The organism is Ruegeria sp. AA6 (assembly GCF_056542865.1).
This window is the reverse complement of sequence record NZ_JBQGAN010000001.1, coordinates 384,417-399,781: the sequence shown is the minus strand read 5'-3', so window position 1 is coordinate 399,781 and position 15,365 is coordinate 384,417. Positions and strand designations below refer to the sequence as shown.

Sequence of the window (15,365 nt, the reverse complement as noted above, 5' to 3'; positions counted from 1 at the left end):
CTCGGCGGTTTGAATTGTCCGCAAACCGCCGGGACTGCCGGGTGCGTAACTCCGCACCCGGCAGATTGTTTAGCGCACCATGTGCTTTGCGCCGATTTTGTGTTTAAATACTGGTAAAAAGGAACTCGGATCATGAGCCGTCGCCTGCTGATCGTCGAAGATGACGAGGACACACGGGAATTCATCGCCAAGGGCTTTGGTGAAGAAGGCTATGTCGTCGAAGCGGCCGAGGATGGTCGAGAAGGGCTCTACCACGCCACGGACGGAGGATTTGATGCAGTGGTTCTGGACCGGATGCTACCGGGTTTGGACGGGCTGTCCCTGATCAAGTCGATGCGCGCCGCAGGCGTCAGTACACCGGTACTAATGCTAACTGCGATGAGCGCCGTTGACGAACGTGTCAAAGGCTTGCGCGCGGGGGCAGACGACTATCTGGTAAAGCCGTTTTCCTTTCAGGAGTTGCACGCAAGGATCGAGGCTTTGCTACGTCGCCCGCAAGAGGCCGAAGAAAGCCCAACCTTGACCTGTCGCGACCTCGAGATGGACTTGCTGACCCGTAAAGTCACCCGCAACGGGCGTGAAATCACCCTCACTCCACGTGAGTTCCAAATCCTTGAATTCTTCCTGCGCCGCAAAAACCGCGTCGTGTCACGCACCATGTTGCTTGAGGGCGTCTGGGATTACCATTTTGACCCGAATACCAACGTCGTCGACGTCCATATCTCAAAACTGCGGCGTCAACTGGATGAGGGTGGCGAGCCACCATTGATTGAAACCGTCCGGGGAGCCGGCTACATGATATCTGATGGATAACATAAGGCTATCTTTCAACAATTCACGCACACGTCTTGTCCTGGCCAGCATGATCTTAAGCACATTGCTGACAGCGACTGTGCTGGCCTTGGTTTATGTAACGGCGAACCGAAGTATTGAAGGCGAGACCCGCTCAGTCGTTTCAGCCGAGCTGACCGGGCTTGCCGATGAATACGAACGACGTGGCCTGTTGGGGCTGATGCGCGCGATTGAACGACGCATCCCCACCGCCTCGGACCGGGATGCCTTGTATCTGTTGACCGACCGGTTTGGGGTGAAACTGGCCGGGAACCTCAAGCAGTGGCCCGAACACATCGCGGCTGGCAGTGGTTGGGTCGATCTTGAATTGCGCCGGGCCGACAATGACCAGCTTGTGCCGATCTCAGCCGCTTCGATCCGCCTGCCCGGCGGCGAGCGCCTTTTGGTCGGTCGCGACGCACTGGCGCGACAGCAATTTGACCGGGTTTTGTTACGCTCCGTCGGAATCGCCCTTGGAATTGCTTTGGCGTTAAGCGTTTTGACCGGCTGGCTGTTCACCCGGCTGGTCTTTTCCCGCTTGTCCGACATCGCCAGCACCGCTGAGAACATTGTCTCGGGCGATCTGTCCCGGCGCATGCCCCTGCGCGGCACCGGGGACGAGTTCGATCAGGTATCCGGGACGCTCAACACCATGCTGGACAGGATCGAAGAACTGGTCAGCAATCTGCGCACCACCTCGAATTCTATCGCCCATGATTTGCGCTCGCCCCTGTCCCGTCTGAAGCAAAGGGTGGAAACGCTAGCTGATCCGACCAAAACGGATCAGGAACGCGAGATTGATATCGCGCGGGCTAGCGGGGAAATCGACCATGTTCTGCGCGTATTGGGACAACTGACCGAGATATCACGTGCCGAGGCGGGCGTTGGTCGAGATCAATTCGAGCCCGTGGACCTGCAACAGTTGGTGGCCGACGTTGTCGAACTTTACGACCCCGTCGCCGTTGATCAGGGAATTCGGCTTGAGGTTCAAGGCGCGGCTTCACCCATTCCGGGGCACCGTCCGCTGCTGTCTCAGGCGCTTTCGAACTTGCTGGAAAACGCGATGCGCTACGCACCACAGGATACGGCCGTCACGATCAGCTTGTCCGAAGACGGCCCCTATACCAGCCTCAGTGTTCGAGATCAGGGTCCGGGCGTGCCGAAAGAGGATCTGTCACGACTGAAAATGCCGTTTGTAACGCTCGACCCAGCCCGTACCGAACGCAATGCCGGGTTGGGTTTGGCTCTTGTGGCCGCGATCTCGCATATGCACGGGGGCGCGTTTGAGGCCCGTAATTGCGATCCGGGCCTCGAAGCGGTGATCAAACTGGCTCGGAAGCCCTAGCCAGGCACACCGTTGATCGCCATCGTCTTATTTTTATATCGCTTATCGGCGGTCACATCAGTTCCGAACCAATCAGGCGGAGTATAGGCCCGCGCCTCCGCTTCGCTCTGGAACTCCACCTCGACCAAGCGCAGCGGCGCCAGATCACCCGAAAACACGTCCAACTCAAAAACACGCCCATCCGGCAATTGCCCGGTATAACGTTCCTTTTCAACACGCCGCCCTTCCGTTTCCGGCCAGAAGGTTTCGAATTGCTCTGGCGTGATCTCGGCCTCACGCTCGACCCGCACCATCGCTCCGCTGCCTTTGAGGGTCAGGAAGAACTTGTCGTTCTTCTGACGCAAGCGCAATTCAGTCGAATCGTCCGGTGCCGTCAGATAGCCCTGACGCACCACGGCCTTGTCAGCGCCATTCAGGTCCGGTAGCTCCGCGACCAGAAACTTACGTTCAATTTCGGTGCTCATTTGGTTGAAACCACTTCATTTTCCAATTCGTCGAACAATGCCTCATAGGCGGCACTTGCTGCACTTCGGCCCGCATAGATGCTAACAGGGGCGCGGTACTGCCCCATGCGTTCGATATCCGCAGCGAACGGGATTTCTGTCTGCAAGAACCGTTTTTTGTATGCTTTCCGCATCTTCTCCATCGTCTCCAGATGCAAGGTTTTGCGCCGCTGCACCATCGAGAAGAACGCTTTCAGCTTTTTCTTCGGCAGTTTCTGTTTTTCGAAGAAACTCACCAACTGCTCCAACGTCCGCTCGGACAAGGTTGTCGGGATAACGGGTACGAGGATTTCATCGGCTGCTTTGAAGATATTCTCGGACAAGGTCGAAAAGTTCGGAGGACAGTCCAGAATGATAACGTCATAGTCGCTGCCAGCCGTCACCAGAGCCTTTTTCAACCGTGATCGCTTGTTCCGCATCCGCGACAGGAACACGTCAAAGTCGCGGAAGGTCAGGTTTGCTGGCAAGACATCCAGCCCTTCAAAATCACTGGCGCGGATGGACTTGGTAAACCGCTCGACGTCCTCGAAGAACCGCGCGTCCGTCAGTTTTTTGGATGGCTTCACCCGAAAGTAAAACCCCGATGCCCCCTGCGGATCAAGATCGCACAGCAGCACCGTGTTTCCCGCCTGCGCATAGGCATAAGCCAGGTTCACCGAGGTCGCGGTTTTACCCACCCCACCCTTGTTGCTATAGCAGGCAATGATCTTCACTCCTTAATCCTCCTTGTGGTGAAACAGGGTTCGGAACAGGTGTTGAATGTCCGGGCTGTCAAAGTGTTGAAAATTGGCGATGACTCGGTCGCGTTCGGCCTTTTGGCGCTGGTCAAGCACTGCGATCAGCCCCCCAACAGACATGGCGAGCTGGGCATTTGCCTGACCCTGCGTGTCGCTATGGGTTGCAACGAATGCAAACAACGTCTCTTGCTGGACTGAATAGTCATTGAACAGTCCCAGATTATCCTGAAGCCTTTTCAACGGCTTGATGAGCGTTTTGAAATCGCTCTTGTCGAACAGAGGTGAAAAGAACTCCATCAGATACCGCAATTTCTTACAGTCGATCCGCAGGTCATGGACGACTTCGTCCGGAGTGTCCGGTGTGATACCCCGCGCCAGCTTGCAAACCTTGCGATAGCGCTTCCAGATTAAGGCACAGGCATAGCCATAAGCGCCGCGACTAGCATTTGGGCCGGGTTCCAACCTCTTCGCATCCGAGAACAAAGCCAACAAATCATTCATTTGCTTGTTGTAGGCAGCACTTCGGAACCGTCGCGACAGCCCTGCCGATGCGCGGGCACGTTCCTTGGTAAATTGCGCGAACATGCTCTCAACACCCGAATGAAGATTGGCGGGTATCAAATTAAAATAAATGTCTTTTTCCAGAAGATACACGTCCAGATCTCTTACCCGACCTGTAGGAGCCATCAGGTCCGAGAATTCGCGTTTGAGAGCGCCCGTCTGTTCAGGAGAAAAAACACCTTTGAACAGGCTCAGCACCGACCGAACGCGCCGAAGTGAAACGCGGTAGTCGTGCAGAAACTCCGTGTCGATATCGGCGATTACCCCCGCCTCATTCTGGCGCGCGACGGCCAGAAAAGTGCGAATGATGTCAACCGCCACTTCGATCGAGGGCTCCTGCATACCCAATTTGACTTCGGGTTTGGCGTTGTAGGGGACTGCTTCAGAAAACAGACGATGAAAAACCGGTTCAACGCCCCCGTTCCCTTCCGCCATGCTCTTCACTAGCGAACAAACGGACTGAAAGGCGCGGTCGTAACCGCGCATAGGGTGAACCGACACAAGAGCCACCTGCCCTTCATCGGTGGTCAAAGACAGCACGTTTCCTCGCACTTGTGTCTTTTGCAAATCATCCAGCACGGAAAAGGTAGCGGTTTCAATCGTACCAGACCCAACGCTCATCAGGGCGCGCAATTTGGGAAATCCAGCCAGCGCCGATCGAACCGGTCCGTCCGGCATACCTTGGATAAAGCCCCCTTTACCCTTAGACCTTTGGACTGCCACCTCCCCGTCGGCCTGTAGCAAACGCAAGGTGCCGCTTGATGCGATCAAAATCCGGCCTTCCGCCCGCAGCGATTGATCATGGCAATCCAGCAGATCGAAGGTCCGCGGGGCTTTTGGTGCATCAAAGACCAGCGTCAAACTTTTGACCGCACCACAGAAAACGCCCGGGTCGAACTTGCTCGGAACAATGAAGAAACCACTTGTTTGCCCCATCACGGCCGCCCCTTTTTCGGTGCGTTTGAATAGACGCCCACCAGAGCTTCGATGATCTTCTGCGCGCCGGTCTCTCTTTCGATCACGCAGGAATTGAGGGCTTTCAGTGCTTTGCTGTCCAACCTCAGCGACGAGCTCTTTTTCGTATTGCCGGATTTTCCACCGGCTTCCTTGCTCTTGAACATCGGCAACCTCGTGACAGCATGCCTTCATGAAATTGCATACCTTGTATTGTGGCAAGGCAAATCTCCAACTGACCCAACGTCAGGTCGACACCAAGTAAACACAAGGTTAAGGGTTGGCCATGTCAGATCCCATCTCTTCGATCCGCAATCTAGGACCAGCGTTCGAGCAAGCCTGCGCACGTGCTGGCATTCGATCTGCCCAACAACTGCGCGAGATCGGCCCGGATGAGGCCTATGCCCGTGTTGTACAGGCCGGAACCCGTCCCCATTTTATCGGTTATTATGTGCTGGTGATGGGGTTGCAGGGGCGCCCCTGGAACGACTGTAAGGGCGAGGAGAAAAAGGCCTTACGTCAACGGTTCGACGCGATCAAAGCACGTGTCAGCGCAGCGCCCGAGAGCAAAATGGTATCGGATCTGGACGCAATCGGCGTGCGCGTATCTGCGGGCGATCTCAAGCCGGAACAAAAAAAGTCGCCCCCGTTTCCGGGAGCGACCTCAAAAATCTAAACTGACAACGGTTTAGCCGACCAGTTCGATGCCTGAGAAGAAGTAGGCGATCTCAACAGCTGCGGTTTCCGGTGCGTCCGAACCGTGGACCGAGTTTTCACCAACCGATTCAGCGAACTCGGCGCGGATTGTACCGGCGGCAGCGTCTGCAGGGTTGGTTGCGCCCATGACTTCACGGTTCTTTGCAATGGCGCCTTCGCCTTCCAGAACCTGAACAACGACCGGAGCCGACGACATGAATTCGCACAGTTCGTCATAGAACGGACGCTCGGCGTGCACTTCGTAGAACTTGCCGGCTTGTTCCTTGGTCATGTGGATGCGCTTTTGCGCGACGATGCGCAGGCCGGCGTCTTCGAACTTGGCGTTGATTTTGCCAGTCAGGTTGCGGCGGGTTGCATCGGGTTTGATGATCGAGAATGTACGTTCCAGTGCCATGTTGGCCTCTCCTTACAATGTGGCGCGGGGTATGCGCCGAAATCCATCGCGCGCCGGGTATCACGGTATTTGCCCTATGAAAAGCGTTATGATGCGCTTGCGCTCAGATCGTTTCCGGCAACGGGTCCTGCCGATCCACCCAGCGAACATAAAGCACGCATAACAGCCCGGTGAAGCTACACGCCCACATCATGGTCAGGACAAGAAAGGGACCATTTTCAGGACTGACCCAAAGGCCGGTCAGAGTGGTCAAAACAGCGCCCAAAGCCACAATCATCGCACCAGACAGGCCCGCTGCACTACCTGCCAGCCTGGGACGAACAGACATCAGCCCCGCTGTTGCATTTGCGTTGGTCAGGCCATTGCCGAAACCGACAAAGATGGCCGAACCAAAAAACACCCAAACAGAACCCAGATCGGCCAGAAACATCAGCAACCCAAAGAGAGGTCCAGTGGATGCGATAACGCGTCCGATCAGGATCAGCGTCGTCAGCTTTGTGTGCGCCGCGATCCGTCCGGTGATGAAGTTGCCGACCATGAAACCGCCGGTGATGATGCCGATACCAAGTCCCAGTAGCGCGGGGCTCAAATCAAACCACGCCGCTGCGACCAAGGGCGCGCCGGTGATGAAGCTAAAGAAACCTCCGATGGAAAAGGCCGCACACAGGGCGTACCCCCAAAACCGTCGGGCACGAAACAGATGGGGGTATTCGCGCAGCTGCGCCGCAAAGGTCGAAGACCGGTTTGTGTTGGTCTCACCCATATCGGCCCAGAGCAAAAGCAGCAGCCCTGCGCCAAGCACGGAATACAAAACGAAACCCGCGCGCCAGCCGAACAGGCTGTCGAGCGCACCGCCCAGCATTGGCCCCAGCATTGGTGCCAGCGCCATGGCCATCGTCACATAACCCAGTTTACTGGCAGCCTCATTCGGAGGGTACATATCCCTGATCGCCGCACTGGACAGAACCGGCCCCGCCACCACCGCAGCCTGCAGTAGACGAAATCCCAGAAAGGCCCAGATCGACTCGGCCAAAACGCACCCGATGGAGGCCGCAACAAAGATAGACATACAGATCAGCAGGATGGGTCTGCGACCGAACCGGTCGGACAAAGGCCCCATGATCAGCTGCAGCACGGCAGACACGGCCAGATATCCGGCCACGGACAAGTTCACCATCGCATAGTCGACCTGAAAATCGTCCGCCATCCGCGCCAGCGAAGGCAGGAACATGTTCAGCGTCAGCACCGACAACGCCGTCGCAAACACCAAAGTGACCAGAGAAGGAGGCGAAGTGGCCGCGCGCATGTTCAAACCGTCAAATTCCAACCGGACCAGCGCTATCACATTGGCGACTTAATGAACATGCCAAGCCGCTGGCGGCGTCTGAGATGCTCTGTTATGAGCGGCACATGTTACGGATCGAAGACATAAACTATGCGGTCGAAGGCCGCCCTCTGTTTGACGGCGCAAGCGCTACTATTCCCGATGGCCACAAGGTTGGTCTGGTCGGGCGGAATGGCACCGGCAAGACCACTCTGTTCCGTTTGATCCGGGGTGAGCTGGCGTTGGAATCGGGCAATATCGTCCTGCCGAAACGCGCGCGGATTGGCGGCGTGGCGCAGGAGGTGCCCTCCTCCGACGTATCGCTGATCAACACCGTTCTGGCCGCAGACACAGAACGCAGCGCCTTGATGGCCGAAGCCGACAGCGCCGAGGACCCCGCCCGTATCGCCGATATCCAGACGCGACTCGCTGACATCGACGCTTGGTCGGCCGAGGCCCGCGCGGCCTCGATCCTCAAGGGGCTTGGGTTCGATGATGAAGACCAGTTGCGATCGTGTTCGGATTTCTCGGGCGGCTGGCGAATGCGTGTAGCTCTGGCGGCAGGTTTGTTTTCGCAACCCGATCTGCTGCTGCTGGACGAACCGACCAACTATCTGGACCTCGAAGGCGCGTTGTGGCTGGAAAGCTACCTAGCGAAGTATCCGCACACCGTCATCATCATCTCTCACGACCGGGGGCTGCTGAACCGCGCGGTGGGATCGATTCTGCATCTGGAAGACCGCAAGCTGACCTATTACTCGGTTCCATATGACAAGTTCGCCGAACGCCGGGCCGAGCGACTGGCGCAGGCGGAATCCGAAAACGCCAAGGCAAAGGCGCGCATCGCCCATCTGCAAAGCTTTGTCGATCGCTTCCGCGCAAAAGCCTCGAAGGCTGTTCAAGCCCAGTCCCGCCTGAAAATGATTGAACGCATCCAACTTGTCTCGACCCCGCAAGAGGCCGCGTTGCGTGCGTTCAGCTTTCCCGAGCCCGAAGAACTGTCGCCTCCGATCATACACCTTGAAGGAGGTGTCACCGGCTATGGCGAGACTGAAGTACTGCGCCGTCTGAACCTGCGCATTGATCAGGATGACCGGATTGCGTTGCTGGGTAAGAACGGTCAGGGTAAATCGACCCTGTCCAAGCTTTTGTCCGACCGACTACCGCTGATGGCGGGTAAGATGACCCGCAGCAACAAGCTGCGCATCGGCTATTTCGCGCAACATCAGGTGGATGAGTTGCATGTGGACGAAACGCCGTTGGACCACCTGCGCCGCTTGCGCCCTGATGAAGCGCCAGGCAAATGGCGTTCCCGTCTGGCGGGGTTCGGTCTGAACGCGGATCAAGCAGAAACGCTGGTCGGGCGGCTTTCGGGCGGTCAAAAAGCGCGCCTGTCGCTGCTGATTGCCACCATCGACGCGCCGCATATGCTGATCCTCGACGAGCCAACCAACCACCTGGACATCGAAAGCCGCGAGGCTCTGGTCGAAGCTTTAACCGCTTATTCCGGTGCAGTGGTTCTGGTCAGCCACGACATGCACCTGCTTTCGCTGGTGGCGGATCGGCTGTGGCTTGTCTCGGACGGGACGGTCAAACCGTTTGACGGAGACCTCGAAGCCTATCGCAATCTGCTGTTGGCCCGCGATAAACCGGTCAAAGAGAAACCGAAGGCCGAGAAACCCAAACGTCCGTCGCGTGACACTATGCTGGCCCTGCGTGCGGATTTGCGCAAATGCGAGGACCGGATCGAAAAGCTGACTGACATGCACGAAAAGCTTTCAGCCAAACTGGCCGATCCAGCGCTATACGAAGATGACAAGATTAACGATCTTGAAGCTTGGAACCGCAAATTTTCCGAGGTCGTTGAAGCGATGCAAAAAGCCGAAGCTCTCTGGGTGGCCGCCGCGGAACGCCTTGAACAGGCGGAAACCGCATGAGCAATCCTGTCGTCGAAACCCAAGCGATGATCGCGGGGATGCGCCTCGAGATACAGGCTGGCGAATTTGCGTTTGTCGTCTGGCCGCAAGGCAAACCTTGGCCCGAAGGCACGCGTGCCAGCTGTGTCGAGGCTGAAGGGCTGTCTCTTATTGTACCTATCGCTTCGGCCCCCTCAGATGCAGTTACCATGCGCTGCATTACTCTGCGCGTGCATTCGTCGCTGGAGGGTGTCGGCCTGACCGCTGCCGTCTCGAGCGCCCTAACAGATGCCAACATACCTGCAAACATGGTCGCGGGTTATCATCACGATCATGTCTATGTGCCTGCCGACTTGGCCGAACAGGCCGCCGAGCTTTTGGTGCAACTTCAGGAAAGTGCCGCGACATGATGGATCTGGCCTTTTTCATCACCGCCTTCACGACCCTGTTCGTGGTGATCGACCCGTTCGGCACCACGCCGATCTTTGTGGCGATGACGCAGGACATGGACGCCCGCACCCGCCGCATGACGGCCTATCGAACCTGTGCCGTGGCCTCGGGCATTCTGGTTGCCTTTGCGGCCTTTGGTGAGGCCGTTCTGGGCTTTGTCGGCATTTCGATGGAGGCATTCCGCGTCGCCGGTGGCGCACTTTTGTTCCTGACCGCGCTGGATATGTTGTTCGAGCGCCGCACCAAACGACGCGAGGATCGGGCCGAGGAAGAGGAGCACCACGATCCTTCCGTGTTTCCTCTGGCCATTCCTCTGGTTGCGGGGCCAGGTTCGATTGCGACGATCATCCTGTTGGCCGGTCAGCACCCTGGTATCCTGGGCATAGCCGAGGCCATTTTGGTGATGCTGGCGGTGATGGCCGTAGTTCTGACCTTCTTCCTGTCCGGCGGCCTGATCGCGCGCATTCTGGGCAAGACCGGGCTGAACGTGCTGACGCGTCTGCTGGGAATGTTGCTGGCAGCATTGTCGGTTCAATTCATATTGGACGGCCTCAAGGCCTTTGGTTTTGCGTCGTAAATCCCCATATACCTGTGTAACGAACTGGTAAGGGTAGCGGTATGGTCGGCGACGATATTGGACGTTTGGTATATCTGGTCGTGCTTGGCGCGGCGGTGATTTTTTGGTTCGTCTCACAAAACCGCCAATCCCTGAACAAAACCGTGCAGCAGGCGATGGCTTGGGTGTTCATTTTTGTCGGCGCCATCGCGGTTGTCGGGTTGTGGGAAGACATCCGCTCGACCGTAGGCCCGACCCCGCAGATGACCGTTACTGGCGAAACGGTCGAGGTGCCGCGCTCTTACGACGGTCACTATTACCTGCCCGTCCTAGTGAACGGAGAGCCGATCACCTTCCTTGTGGACACGGGTGCCAGCCAAATCGTACTCAGCGAGCAGGACGCCGAGCGCATTGGCATCGACCCCGACCAATTGAATTACTTCGGCCGCGCGGCCACCGCGAACGGAGAAGTCCGTACCGCTCCCGTCCGGCTGGACAGTCTTGAGCTTGGGCCGATCACTGACCACGGTGTGGCGGCTTGGGTTAACGAGGGCGATTTGCGGCAATCGCTGCTGGGCATGGATTACCTGCATCGGTTCTCGAATATTCAGTTCACCGAAGGCCGCCTGATCCTGTCGCGTTAAGGCAAGGGACTGCATTTCCGCATTGAGAACAAAATAAGAACATGCTAATCTTACAGCATGTCCACACACCTTCTTGGCCGCAAACCCGCGCGCACCGTGCCGGGGATCACTCTTGATAATGGGGTCACCCTGCAACTGGGCCGCGTGCACGAAGCCTGCGGCCCCGCCCGGCGCAGTTTTGCCATGTGGCTGGCCGGTCAAGCGCAGGGGCCGGTGCTGTGGATTTCCCCCGCGTGGGAGGCCGGCCAACTGAACCCCGATGGCATGATGCCCTTTGCCGACCCGGCCCGGTTCATTTTCGTCCGCCCCACCCGCGCCGAGGATCTGTTGTGGTGTATGGAAGAGGCGCTGCGCAGTGGGGCCATCCCATTGATCATTGGCGATCTGCCCGGCGCGCCGGGGCTGACGCCGGTGCGACGCATGCATTTGGCTGCCGAACAGGGCGGCGCGATGGGGCGGGCTCCGCTTGGGCTGTTGCTGACGCCCGGAGATGGCGGTGCTCAAGGGGTCGAAACCCGCTGGCACATGGCTGCAGATCATCAGGGAGAGGCCCGCCGCTGGACCCTGACCCGCCGCCGCGCCCGCGCCTTGCCCCCGGTCAGCTGGCGGGCAACCCAGACCAGACCGCGTGCCGGGTTGAACCTAATGCGGATCGAAGCCGAAGATGCATTGGTGTGACACTTCACAGAGTTAAGATATCTTGTGACTGGCAAAAATCATGCCTCCGCCCTAGCCTTTCAGTATGAGCCACCCGATCCACGGCAACCAACTCTTCTGGTTTCGTCTGCCGATCGCGCCCCCGTAAACAGGAGGCCTCTGCATGAATCGACTAACCCGTCGCGCCCTGCTGGCCGGATTGGCAGCCCTGCCCCTGACACGACCGGCGCATGCTGCAACAGCCCCTTACGAACTGGTACCCAAAGGCACATCCGTTGACTTTACCTTTGACCTGTCGGGTCTCTCCCAATCCGGTACAATGCCGATCGAGGCTGCAAATATCCAAATCAATCTAAGCGACCTGACCAAAAGCCATGTGGCCGTCACTCTGAACGCTGCCGAAGCCCGAACCAGACTGCCGTTTGCCCGAAACGCGATGTTGGGCGCAGGGGTTTTGGATATCGAGAGCTTTCCAACAATTCACTTTGTGTCGACCAAAGTGGAACTCGGCGATGGCGGACGCATCTCACGCGGTGCGAAAATAACCGGAGACTTGACCCTGCGCGGTGTAACACGCCCCATCACCCTTCAGGCCGACCTCCTTCGCCCATCCGGCAGCGCAGCCGACAATCTGGACATGCTTTCGATCCGCCTGACCGGAGCCCTGAACCGCCATGACTACGGTGCATCTGGGTATGCCGATCTGGTGCAGGATACTGTCGGGCTGGACATCCAGGCGGAAATCAAACGCGTCAAATAGACAAAAAACGACGGCTCAGAGTCGATTAGGTGCGCGCATCCCCGCGCCATTAAGGCAAGCTGGCCCCATCATGCGCACGATCATTTCATTTGCCGCCCTATTTCTTTCAGTCATTCTGCTGCAGCTTTCCACGGGCGGCGTTGGACCACTGGATGCCATCTCGGGCCTGACGCTGGACTTCACGACCGAACAGATCGGTTTGCTGGGGTCGGCGCACTTCATTGGCTTCTTTATCGGTTGCTGGTGGGCTCCGCGGCTTATGGGCAGCGTCGGTCATTCGCGCGCCTTCGCCGTCTGCACCGCTTTGGGCGCGATGGGGCTTATTGGTCATACGCTGACTGAAAACCCGTATATTTGGGCTGTTCTCAGGATCGCATCGGGCACGTGTGTCGCCGGGTGCTACACCGTGATCGAAGCTTGGCTAAATGCCAAAGTCACCAATGAAACGCGTGGGCGGGCGATGGGCACATACCGTGTCGCAGACATGGGTGCGTCCTTGGGCGCGCAGTTGATCATCGCGATTTTGCCACCAGCATCTTATGTGTCCTACAATCTGCTGGCCATTCTGTGTTGCGCAGCACTGCTGCCTTTGACGTTGACGAAAGCCAGCCAACCCAAAACGCCTGATGCCCCTCGATTGCGCCCGAAGCTGGCATGGCGCAGTTCCCCTCTGGCTGTGGCCGGAGTGGTTGTGGCCGCGCTGAGTTCCGCGTCTTTTCGAATGGTCGGCCCGGTCTATGGGCAAGAAGTGGGCCTGGAAGTCGACCAAATCGCATTCTTTCTGGCCTCTTTCGTTTTGGGCGGTGCGCTTGCGCAATATCCTGTGGGTTGGCTTGCCGACAAATTCGACCGGCGCTGGGTGCTGATCTGGCTGTCCGCCGCTGCTGTTCTGAGTTGCGGCATCACGATGGCAGCAAGCGGAACGGGCACAATCGGCGTCATGATTGCGGCTGTGTTCTTTGGACTGACGACTTTTCCGATCTTCTCGGTGTCTTCAGCCCACGCGAACGACTTTGCCACCACAGAGGAACGGGTCGAGTTGGCGGCGGCCTTGATGTTCTGGTTTGCCTTGGGGGCTATCGCCTCGCCCTACATCTCGTCCACACTAATCCAGCAGTTCGGTCCGGGCGCGCTGTTTGCATTCGTGGCCACCGGGCATTTGGGTCTGATCGTGTTTGGTGTGGCTCGGATGCGGTCCCGCCCGACACCGGAAGAACGGACAAACTACGTCTACGCGCCGCGCACATCGTTCACCATTGGGCGTTTGCTGAAAAAATCGCGCGAAGAATAAAGGGCCGGGATATCCCGGCCCCTTCTCTTATTGTTGTGTCGGAGGTGTTTCGTCTTCCACGACCTCGGCCACCTTGGCCGGTTCGACCGTCTGCTCCAACGCGCCGTTCACGACGCCACCGACGCCCTGCTCCATCGACAAGCCAAGTTCTTCACCCAGCTTTTTAAGCGCAGGCATCTGCACAGCCATTCCCATGATCGAGTCCAGTGCTTGATTGACCACCGGCTTGTCGCTGTTGCCCGCTCCGCCAGCACCGCCTGCACCGATACCACCAACCTGATGGATCTTGATCGAGTCGATCTTCTCGGCCGGCTTGACCATTTCCGCGATGATCGACGGCATCGCCTCGATCCGGGTCAGGTCGACCTTCATGCGGATCTGTTCCGGCGACAAGGCGTTGTCGGCCTCAACAATCGCGCGCTTACCTTCCGCTTCGGCCAACATGTCGTTCTTCTTGGCCTCGGCGCGAATGTTCAGCGCGTCCGCTTCGGCCTGCGCTTCCTCGCGGCGCGCTTCGGCACGGTCGGCGGCGGCCTCTTTCTCGGCCTGCGCAGCCAGACGGATCGCGGTTGCCTGACGTTCCGCCTCACGGGTGGCTTCGATCAGAACGATCTGCTTCTGACGTTCGGCCTCGGCCACTTCACGAGCGGTTGCAACGGCTTCGGTCGCCTTGGTCGCCTCGGCACGGGCCAGATCAGCCGATGCACGCGCGCGGCTTTCCTCTTCGGATTTCTGCGCGATGATGATCTGGCGTTCCTGCTCGGCCACTTCGATCTCACGCTCCTTAGCGATCTCGGCATCGCGGATTTTGCGCTCACGCTCAATCTCAGCCGCACGAATGGCTTCTTCACGTGCAATCCGAGCGCGTTCGGTTTCACGCACCGAGTCTTCGGTCCGCGCGGCGATTTCGGCCTCTTGCGCTACGCGCAGGGTTTCCACCTTTTGCGTCTGTTCGATACGGGCCTGCGCCTCGTCCTGCTCGATCAACAGCTTCTGACGCTCGGCTTCCATCGCAGCACGGCGCACCTCAACCTCGGCATCCGCATCAATTTGCGCGCGCTCTTTCTTTGAGGCCGCGATGACTTCTGCCAGCTTTCGCATACCCACGGCGTTAAAGGCGTTATTCTCGTCCAGAGCTTCAAACGGTGTCTGGTCCAAAGCAGTCAGCGAGACCGATTCCAGTGACAGACCGTTCTTCAGCAAATCCTCGGACACCGCATTCTGCACCTCTTGCACAAAGTCGGCGCGGTTTTCATGCAAACCGTCCATGGTCATCTGAGCAGCCACGGCACGCAGACCGTCGATCAGCTTACCTTCGATCATCTCACGCAGTTGCTCGACGTCAAACGTGCGATCACCCAGCGTTTGTGCAGCGCGCGAGATACCCTCTTCGGTCGCCATGACCGAGACATAGAACTCGACGCCCACATCGACACGCATCCGGTCTTTGGTGATCAAGGCGGCTTCGCCACTGCGCTGAACCTCAAGGCGCAGGGTCTTCATGTTGACCGGGCTGACCTCGTGCAGCAGCGGCACGATGATAGCGCCACCATCCATGATGACTTTTTTACCACCGGCCCCGGTTTTTACGAGGCTGACCTCACGGGTCGCACGTTGATAGAGGCGTCCTATGACAATCCCCATGAACATTAGTGCGGCCAAAATCACCACGACGCAAATTAGCAGGAATGTAAATTCCATCAGAAATCCTCCGTGTTGGGGTTT

The 15,365-nt window shown here is 58.0% G+C and carries 17 protein-coding genes; 10 read left to right on the top strand and 7 right to left on the bottom strand.

The window, feature by feature from the left end; genetic code table 11:
• Window positions 1–132 precede the first annotated feature (132 nt).
• Both ACR0LN_RS01820 and ACR0LN_RS01815 read left to right on the top strand, forming a co-directional pair.
• Window positions 133–813, top strand: a complete 681-nt coding sequence (locus ACR0LN_RS01820) for a response regulator transcription factor (protein ID WP_480427376.1) — start codon at window positions 133–135, stop codon at window positions 811–813.
• Entirely contained in the window at window positions 806–2,176 is a 1,371-nt protein-coding gene (locus ACR0LN_RS01815) for a sensor histidine kinase (RefSeq protein WP_480427374.1), read from the top strand. The genes ACR0LN_RS01820 and ACR0LN_RS01815 overlap by 8 nt, the downstream gene beginning before the upstream one ends.
• Here ACR0LN_RS01815 and ACR0LN_RS01810 read toward each other — a convergent pair.
• Genes ACR0LN_RS01810 through ACR0LN_RS01795 form a run of 4 tightly spaced genes read right to left on the bottom strand, consistent with a single transcriptional unit; the run spans window position 2,173 to window position 5,098 of the window.
• Window positions 2,173–2,640 (bottom strand): CYTH domain-containing protein, encoded by a 468-nt coding sequence (locus ACR0LN_RS01810; RefSeq protein ID WP_480427373.1) that lies wholly within the window; start codon window positions 2,638–2,640, stop codon window positions 2,173–2,175. The genes ACR0LN_RS01815 and ACR0LN_RS01810 overlap by 4 nt on opposite strands.
• Complete coding sequence (locus tag ACR0LN_RS01805; protein WP_480427372.1) at window positions 2,637–3,392, bottom strand: ParA family protein; 756 nt, start codon at window positions 3,390–3,392, stop codon at window positions 2,637–2,639. The genes ACR0LN_RS01810 and ACR0LN_RS01805 overlap by 4 nt, the downstream gene beginning before the upstream one ends.
• Window positions 3,393–3,395: 3 nt before the next feature.
• Entirely contained in the window at window positions 3,396–4,913 is a 1,518-nt protein-coding gene (locus ACR0LN_RS01800) for a CHAD domain-containing protein (RefSeq protein WP_480427370.1), read from the bottom strand.
• Complete coding sequence (locus tag ACR0LN_RS01795; protein WP_480427367.1) at window positions 4,913–5,098, bottom strand: hypothetical protein; 186 nt, start codon at window positions 5,096–5,098, stop codon at window positions 4,913–4,915. The genes ACR0LN_RS01800 and ACR0LN_RS01795 overlap by 1 nt, the downstream gene beginning before the upstream one ends.
• Before the next feature lie 119 nt (window positions 5,099–5,217).
• Between ACR0LN_RS01795 and ACR0LN_RS01790 the strand changes: the two genes are divergently transcribed.
• On the top strand, window positions 5,218–5,607 hold the full coding sequence (locus ACR0LN_RS01790; protein ID WP_480427366.1) for a TfoX/Sxy family protein: 390 nt from the start codon (window positions 5,218–5,220) through the stop codon (window positions 5,605–5,607).
• A gap of 12 nt (window positions 5,608–5,619) precedes the next feature.
• Here ACR0LN_RS01790 and ndk read toward each other — a convergent pair whose 3' ends face one another.
• The gene (gene ndk / locus ACR0LN_RS01785) at window positions 5,620–6,042 is read right to left on the bottom strand and encodes a nucleoside-diphosphate kinase (RefSeq protein ID WP_170352964.1); all 423 of its coding nucleotides are present in this window, start codon (window positions 6,040–6,042) and stop codon (window positions 5,620–5,622) included.
• Window positions 6,043–6,145: 103 nt separating this feature from the next.
• Window positions 6,146–7,348 carry a multidrug effflux MFS transporter gene (locus ACR0LN_RS01780; protein ID WP_480427682.1) on the bottom strand — a complete coding sequence of 401 codons (1,203 nt, stop codon included), beginning with the start codon at window positions 7,346–7,348 and terminating at the stop codon, window positions 6,146–6,148.
• 104 nt (window positions 7,349–7,452) lie between these two features.
• Here ACR0LN_RS01780 and ACR0LN_RS01775 point away from each other — a divergent pair, with 104 nt between their 5' ends.
• The 7 genes from ACR0LN_RS01775 (at window position 7,453) to ACR0LN_RS01745 (ending at window position 13,640) form a co-directional block, all read left to right on the top strand.
• Complete coding sequence (locus tag ACR0LN_RS01775) at window positions 7,453–9,303, top strand: ABC-F family ATP-binding cassette domain-containing protein (RefSeq protein ID WP_480427365.1); 1,851 nt, start codon at window positions 7,453–7,455, stop codon at window positions 9,301–9,303.
• A complete protein-coding gene (locus ACR0LN_RS01770; protein WP_480427363.1) occupies window positions 9,300–9,692 on the top strand; it encodes an ACT domain-containing protein in 393 nt (130 codons plus the stop codon). Before ACR0LN_RS01775 ends, ACR0LN_RS01770 begins: the two co-directional genes overlap by 4 nt.
• Window positions 9,689–10,309, top strand: coding sequence for a MarC family protein (locus tag ACR0LN_RS01765; protein WP_480427361.1), 621 nt, complete (start codon window positions 9,689–9,691; stop codon window positions 10,307–10,309). Before ACR0LN_RS01770 ends, ACR0LN_RS01765 begins: the two co-directional genes overlap by 4 nt.
• A gap of 41 nt (window positions 10,310–10,350) precedes the next feature.
• A complete protein-coding gene (locus ACR0LN_RS01760; RefSeq protein WP_480427360.1) occupies window positions 10,351–10,932 on the top strand; it encodes a retropepsin-like aspartic protease family protein in 582 nt (193 codons plus the stop codon).
• A 57-nt stretch (window positions 10,933–10,989) separates the two neighbouring features.
• Window positions 10,990–11,610: an ImuA family protein gene (locus ACR0LN_RS01755; RefSeq protein ID WP_480427359.1), complete on the top strand. Its 621-nt coding sequence runs from the start codon at window positions 10,990–10,992 to the stop codon at window positions 11,608–11,610.
• A 142-nt stretch (window positions 11,611–11,752) separates the two neighbouring features.
• Window positions 11,753–12,349 (top strand): YceI family protein, encoded by a 597-nt coding sequence (locus ACR0LN_RS01750; protein ID WP_480427358.1) that lies wholly within the window; start codon window positions 11,753–11,755, stop codon window positions 12,347–12,349.
• A gap of 70 nt (window positions 12,350–12,419) precedes the next feature.
• Window positions 12,420–13,640 (top strand): MFS transporter, encoded by a 1,221-nt coding sequence (locus ACR0LN_RS01745; protein ID WP_480427355.1) that lies wholly within the window; start codon window positions 12,420–12,422, stop codon window positions 13,638–13,640.
• Window positions 13,641–13,667: 27 nt separating this feature from the next.
• Here the strand turns inward: ACR0LN_RS01745 and ACR0LN_RS01740 are convergent, their stop codons facing one another.
• Window positions 13,668–15,341, bottom strand: a complete 1,674-nt coding sequence (locus ACR0LN_RS01740) for a flotillin family protein (RefSeq protein WP_480427352.1) — start codon at window positions 15,339–15,341, stop codon at window positions 13,668–13,670.
• Window positions 15,342–15,365 lie beyond the last annotated feature (24 nt).

Excerpts from the sequence above, each read along its gene's own strand:
- ACR0LN_RS01820 (WP_480427376.1), top strand. The coding sequence starts at position 133 with ATGAGCCGTCGCCTGCTGATCGTCGAAGATGACGAGGACACACGGGAA.
- ACR0LN_RS01815 (WP_480427374.1), top strand. The coding sequence starts at position 806 with ATGGATAACATAAGGCTATCTTTCAACAATTCACGCACACGTCTTGTC.
- ACR0LN_RS01810 (WP_480427373.1), bottom strand. The coding sequence starts at position 2,640 with ATGAGCACCGAAATTGAACGTAAGTTTCTGGTCGCGGAGCTACCGGAC.
- ACR0LN_RS01800 (WP_480427370.1), bottom strand. The coding sequence starts at position 4,913 with ATGGGGCAAACAAGTGGTTTCTTCATTGTTCCGAGCAAGTTCGACCCG.
- ACR0LN_RS01795 (WP_480427367.1), bottom strand. The coding sequence starts at position 5,098 with ATGTTCAAGAGCAAGGAAGCCGGTGGAAAATCCGGCAATACGAAAAAG.
- ACR0LN_RS01790 (WP_480427366.1), top strand. The coding sequence starts at position 5,218 with ATGTCAGATCCCATCTCTTCGATCCGCAATCTAGGACCAGCGTTCGAG.
- ndk (WP_170352964.1), bottom strand. The coding sequence starts at position 6,042 with ATGGCACTGGAACGTACATTCTCGATCATCAAACCCGATGCAACCCGC.
- ACR0LN_RS01780 (WP_480427682.1), bottom strand. The coding sequence starts at position 7,348 with ATGCGCGCGGCCACTTCGCCTCCTTCTCTGGTCACTTTGGTGTTTGCG.
- ACR0LN_RS01775 (WP_480427365.1), top strand. The coding sequence starts at position 7,453 with ATGTTACGGATCGAAGACATAAACTATGCGGTCGAAGGCCGCCCTCTG.
- ACR0LN_RS01770 (WP_480427363.1), top strand. The coding sequence starts at position 9,300 with ATGAGCAATCCTGTCGTCGAAACCCAAGCGATGATCGCGGGGATGCGC.
- ACR0LN_RS01765 (WP_480427361.1), top strand. The coding sequence starts at position 9,689 with ATGATGGATCTGGCCTTTTTCATCACCGCCTTCACGACCCTGTTCGTG.
- ACR0LN_RS01760 (WP_480427360.1), top strand. The coding sequence starts at position 10,351 with ATGGTCGGCGACGATATTGGACGTTTGGTATATCTGGTCGTGCTTGGC.
- ACR0LN_RS01755 (WP_480427359.1), top strand. The coding sequence starts at position 10,990 with ATGTCCACACACCTTCTTGGCCGCAAACCCGCGCGCACCGTGCCGGGG.
- ACR0LN_RS01750 (WP_480427358.1), top strand. The coding sequence starts at position 11,753 with ATGAATCGACTAACCCGTCGCGCCCTGCTGGCCGGATTGGCAGCCCTG.
- ACR0LN_RS01745 (WP_480427355.1), top strand. The coding sequence starts at position 12,420 with ATGCGCACGATCATTTCATTTGCCGCCCTATTTCTTTCAGTCATTCTG.
- ACR0LN_RS01740 (WP_480427352.1), bottom strand. The coding sequence starts at position 15,341 with ATGGAATTTACATTCCTGCTAATTTGCGTCGTGGTGATTTTGGCCGCA.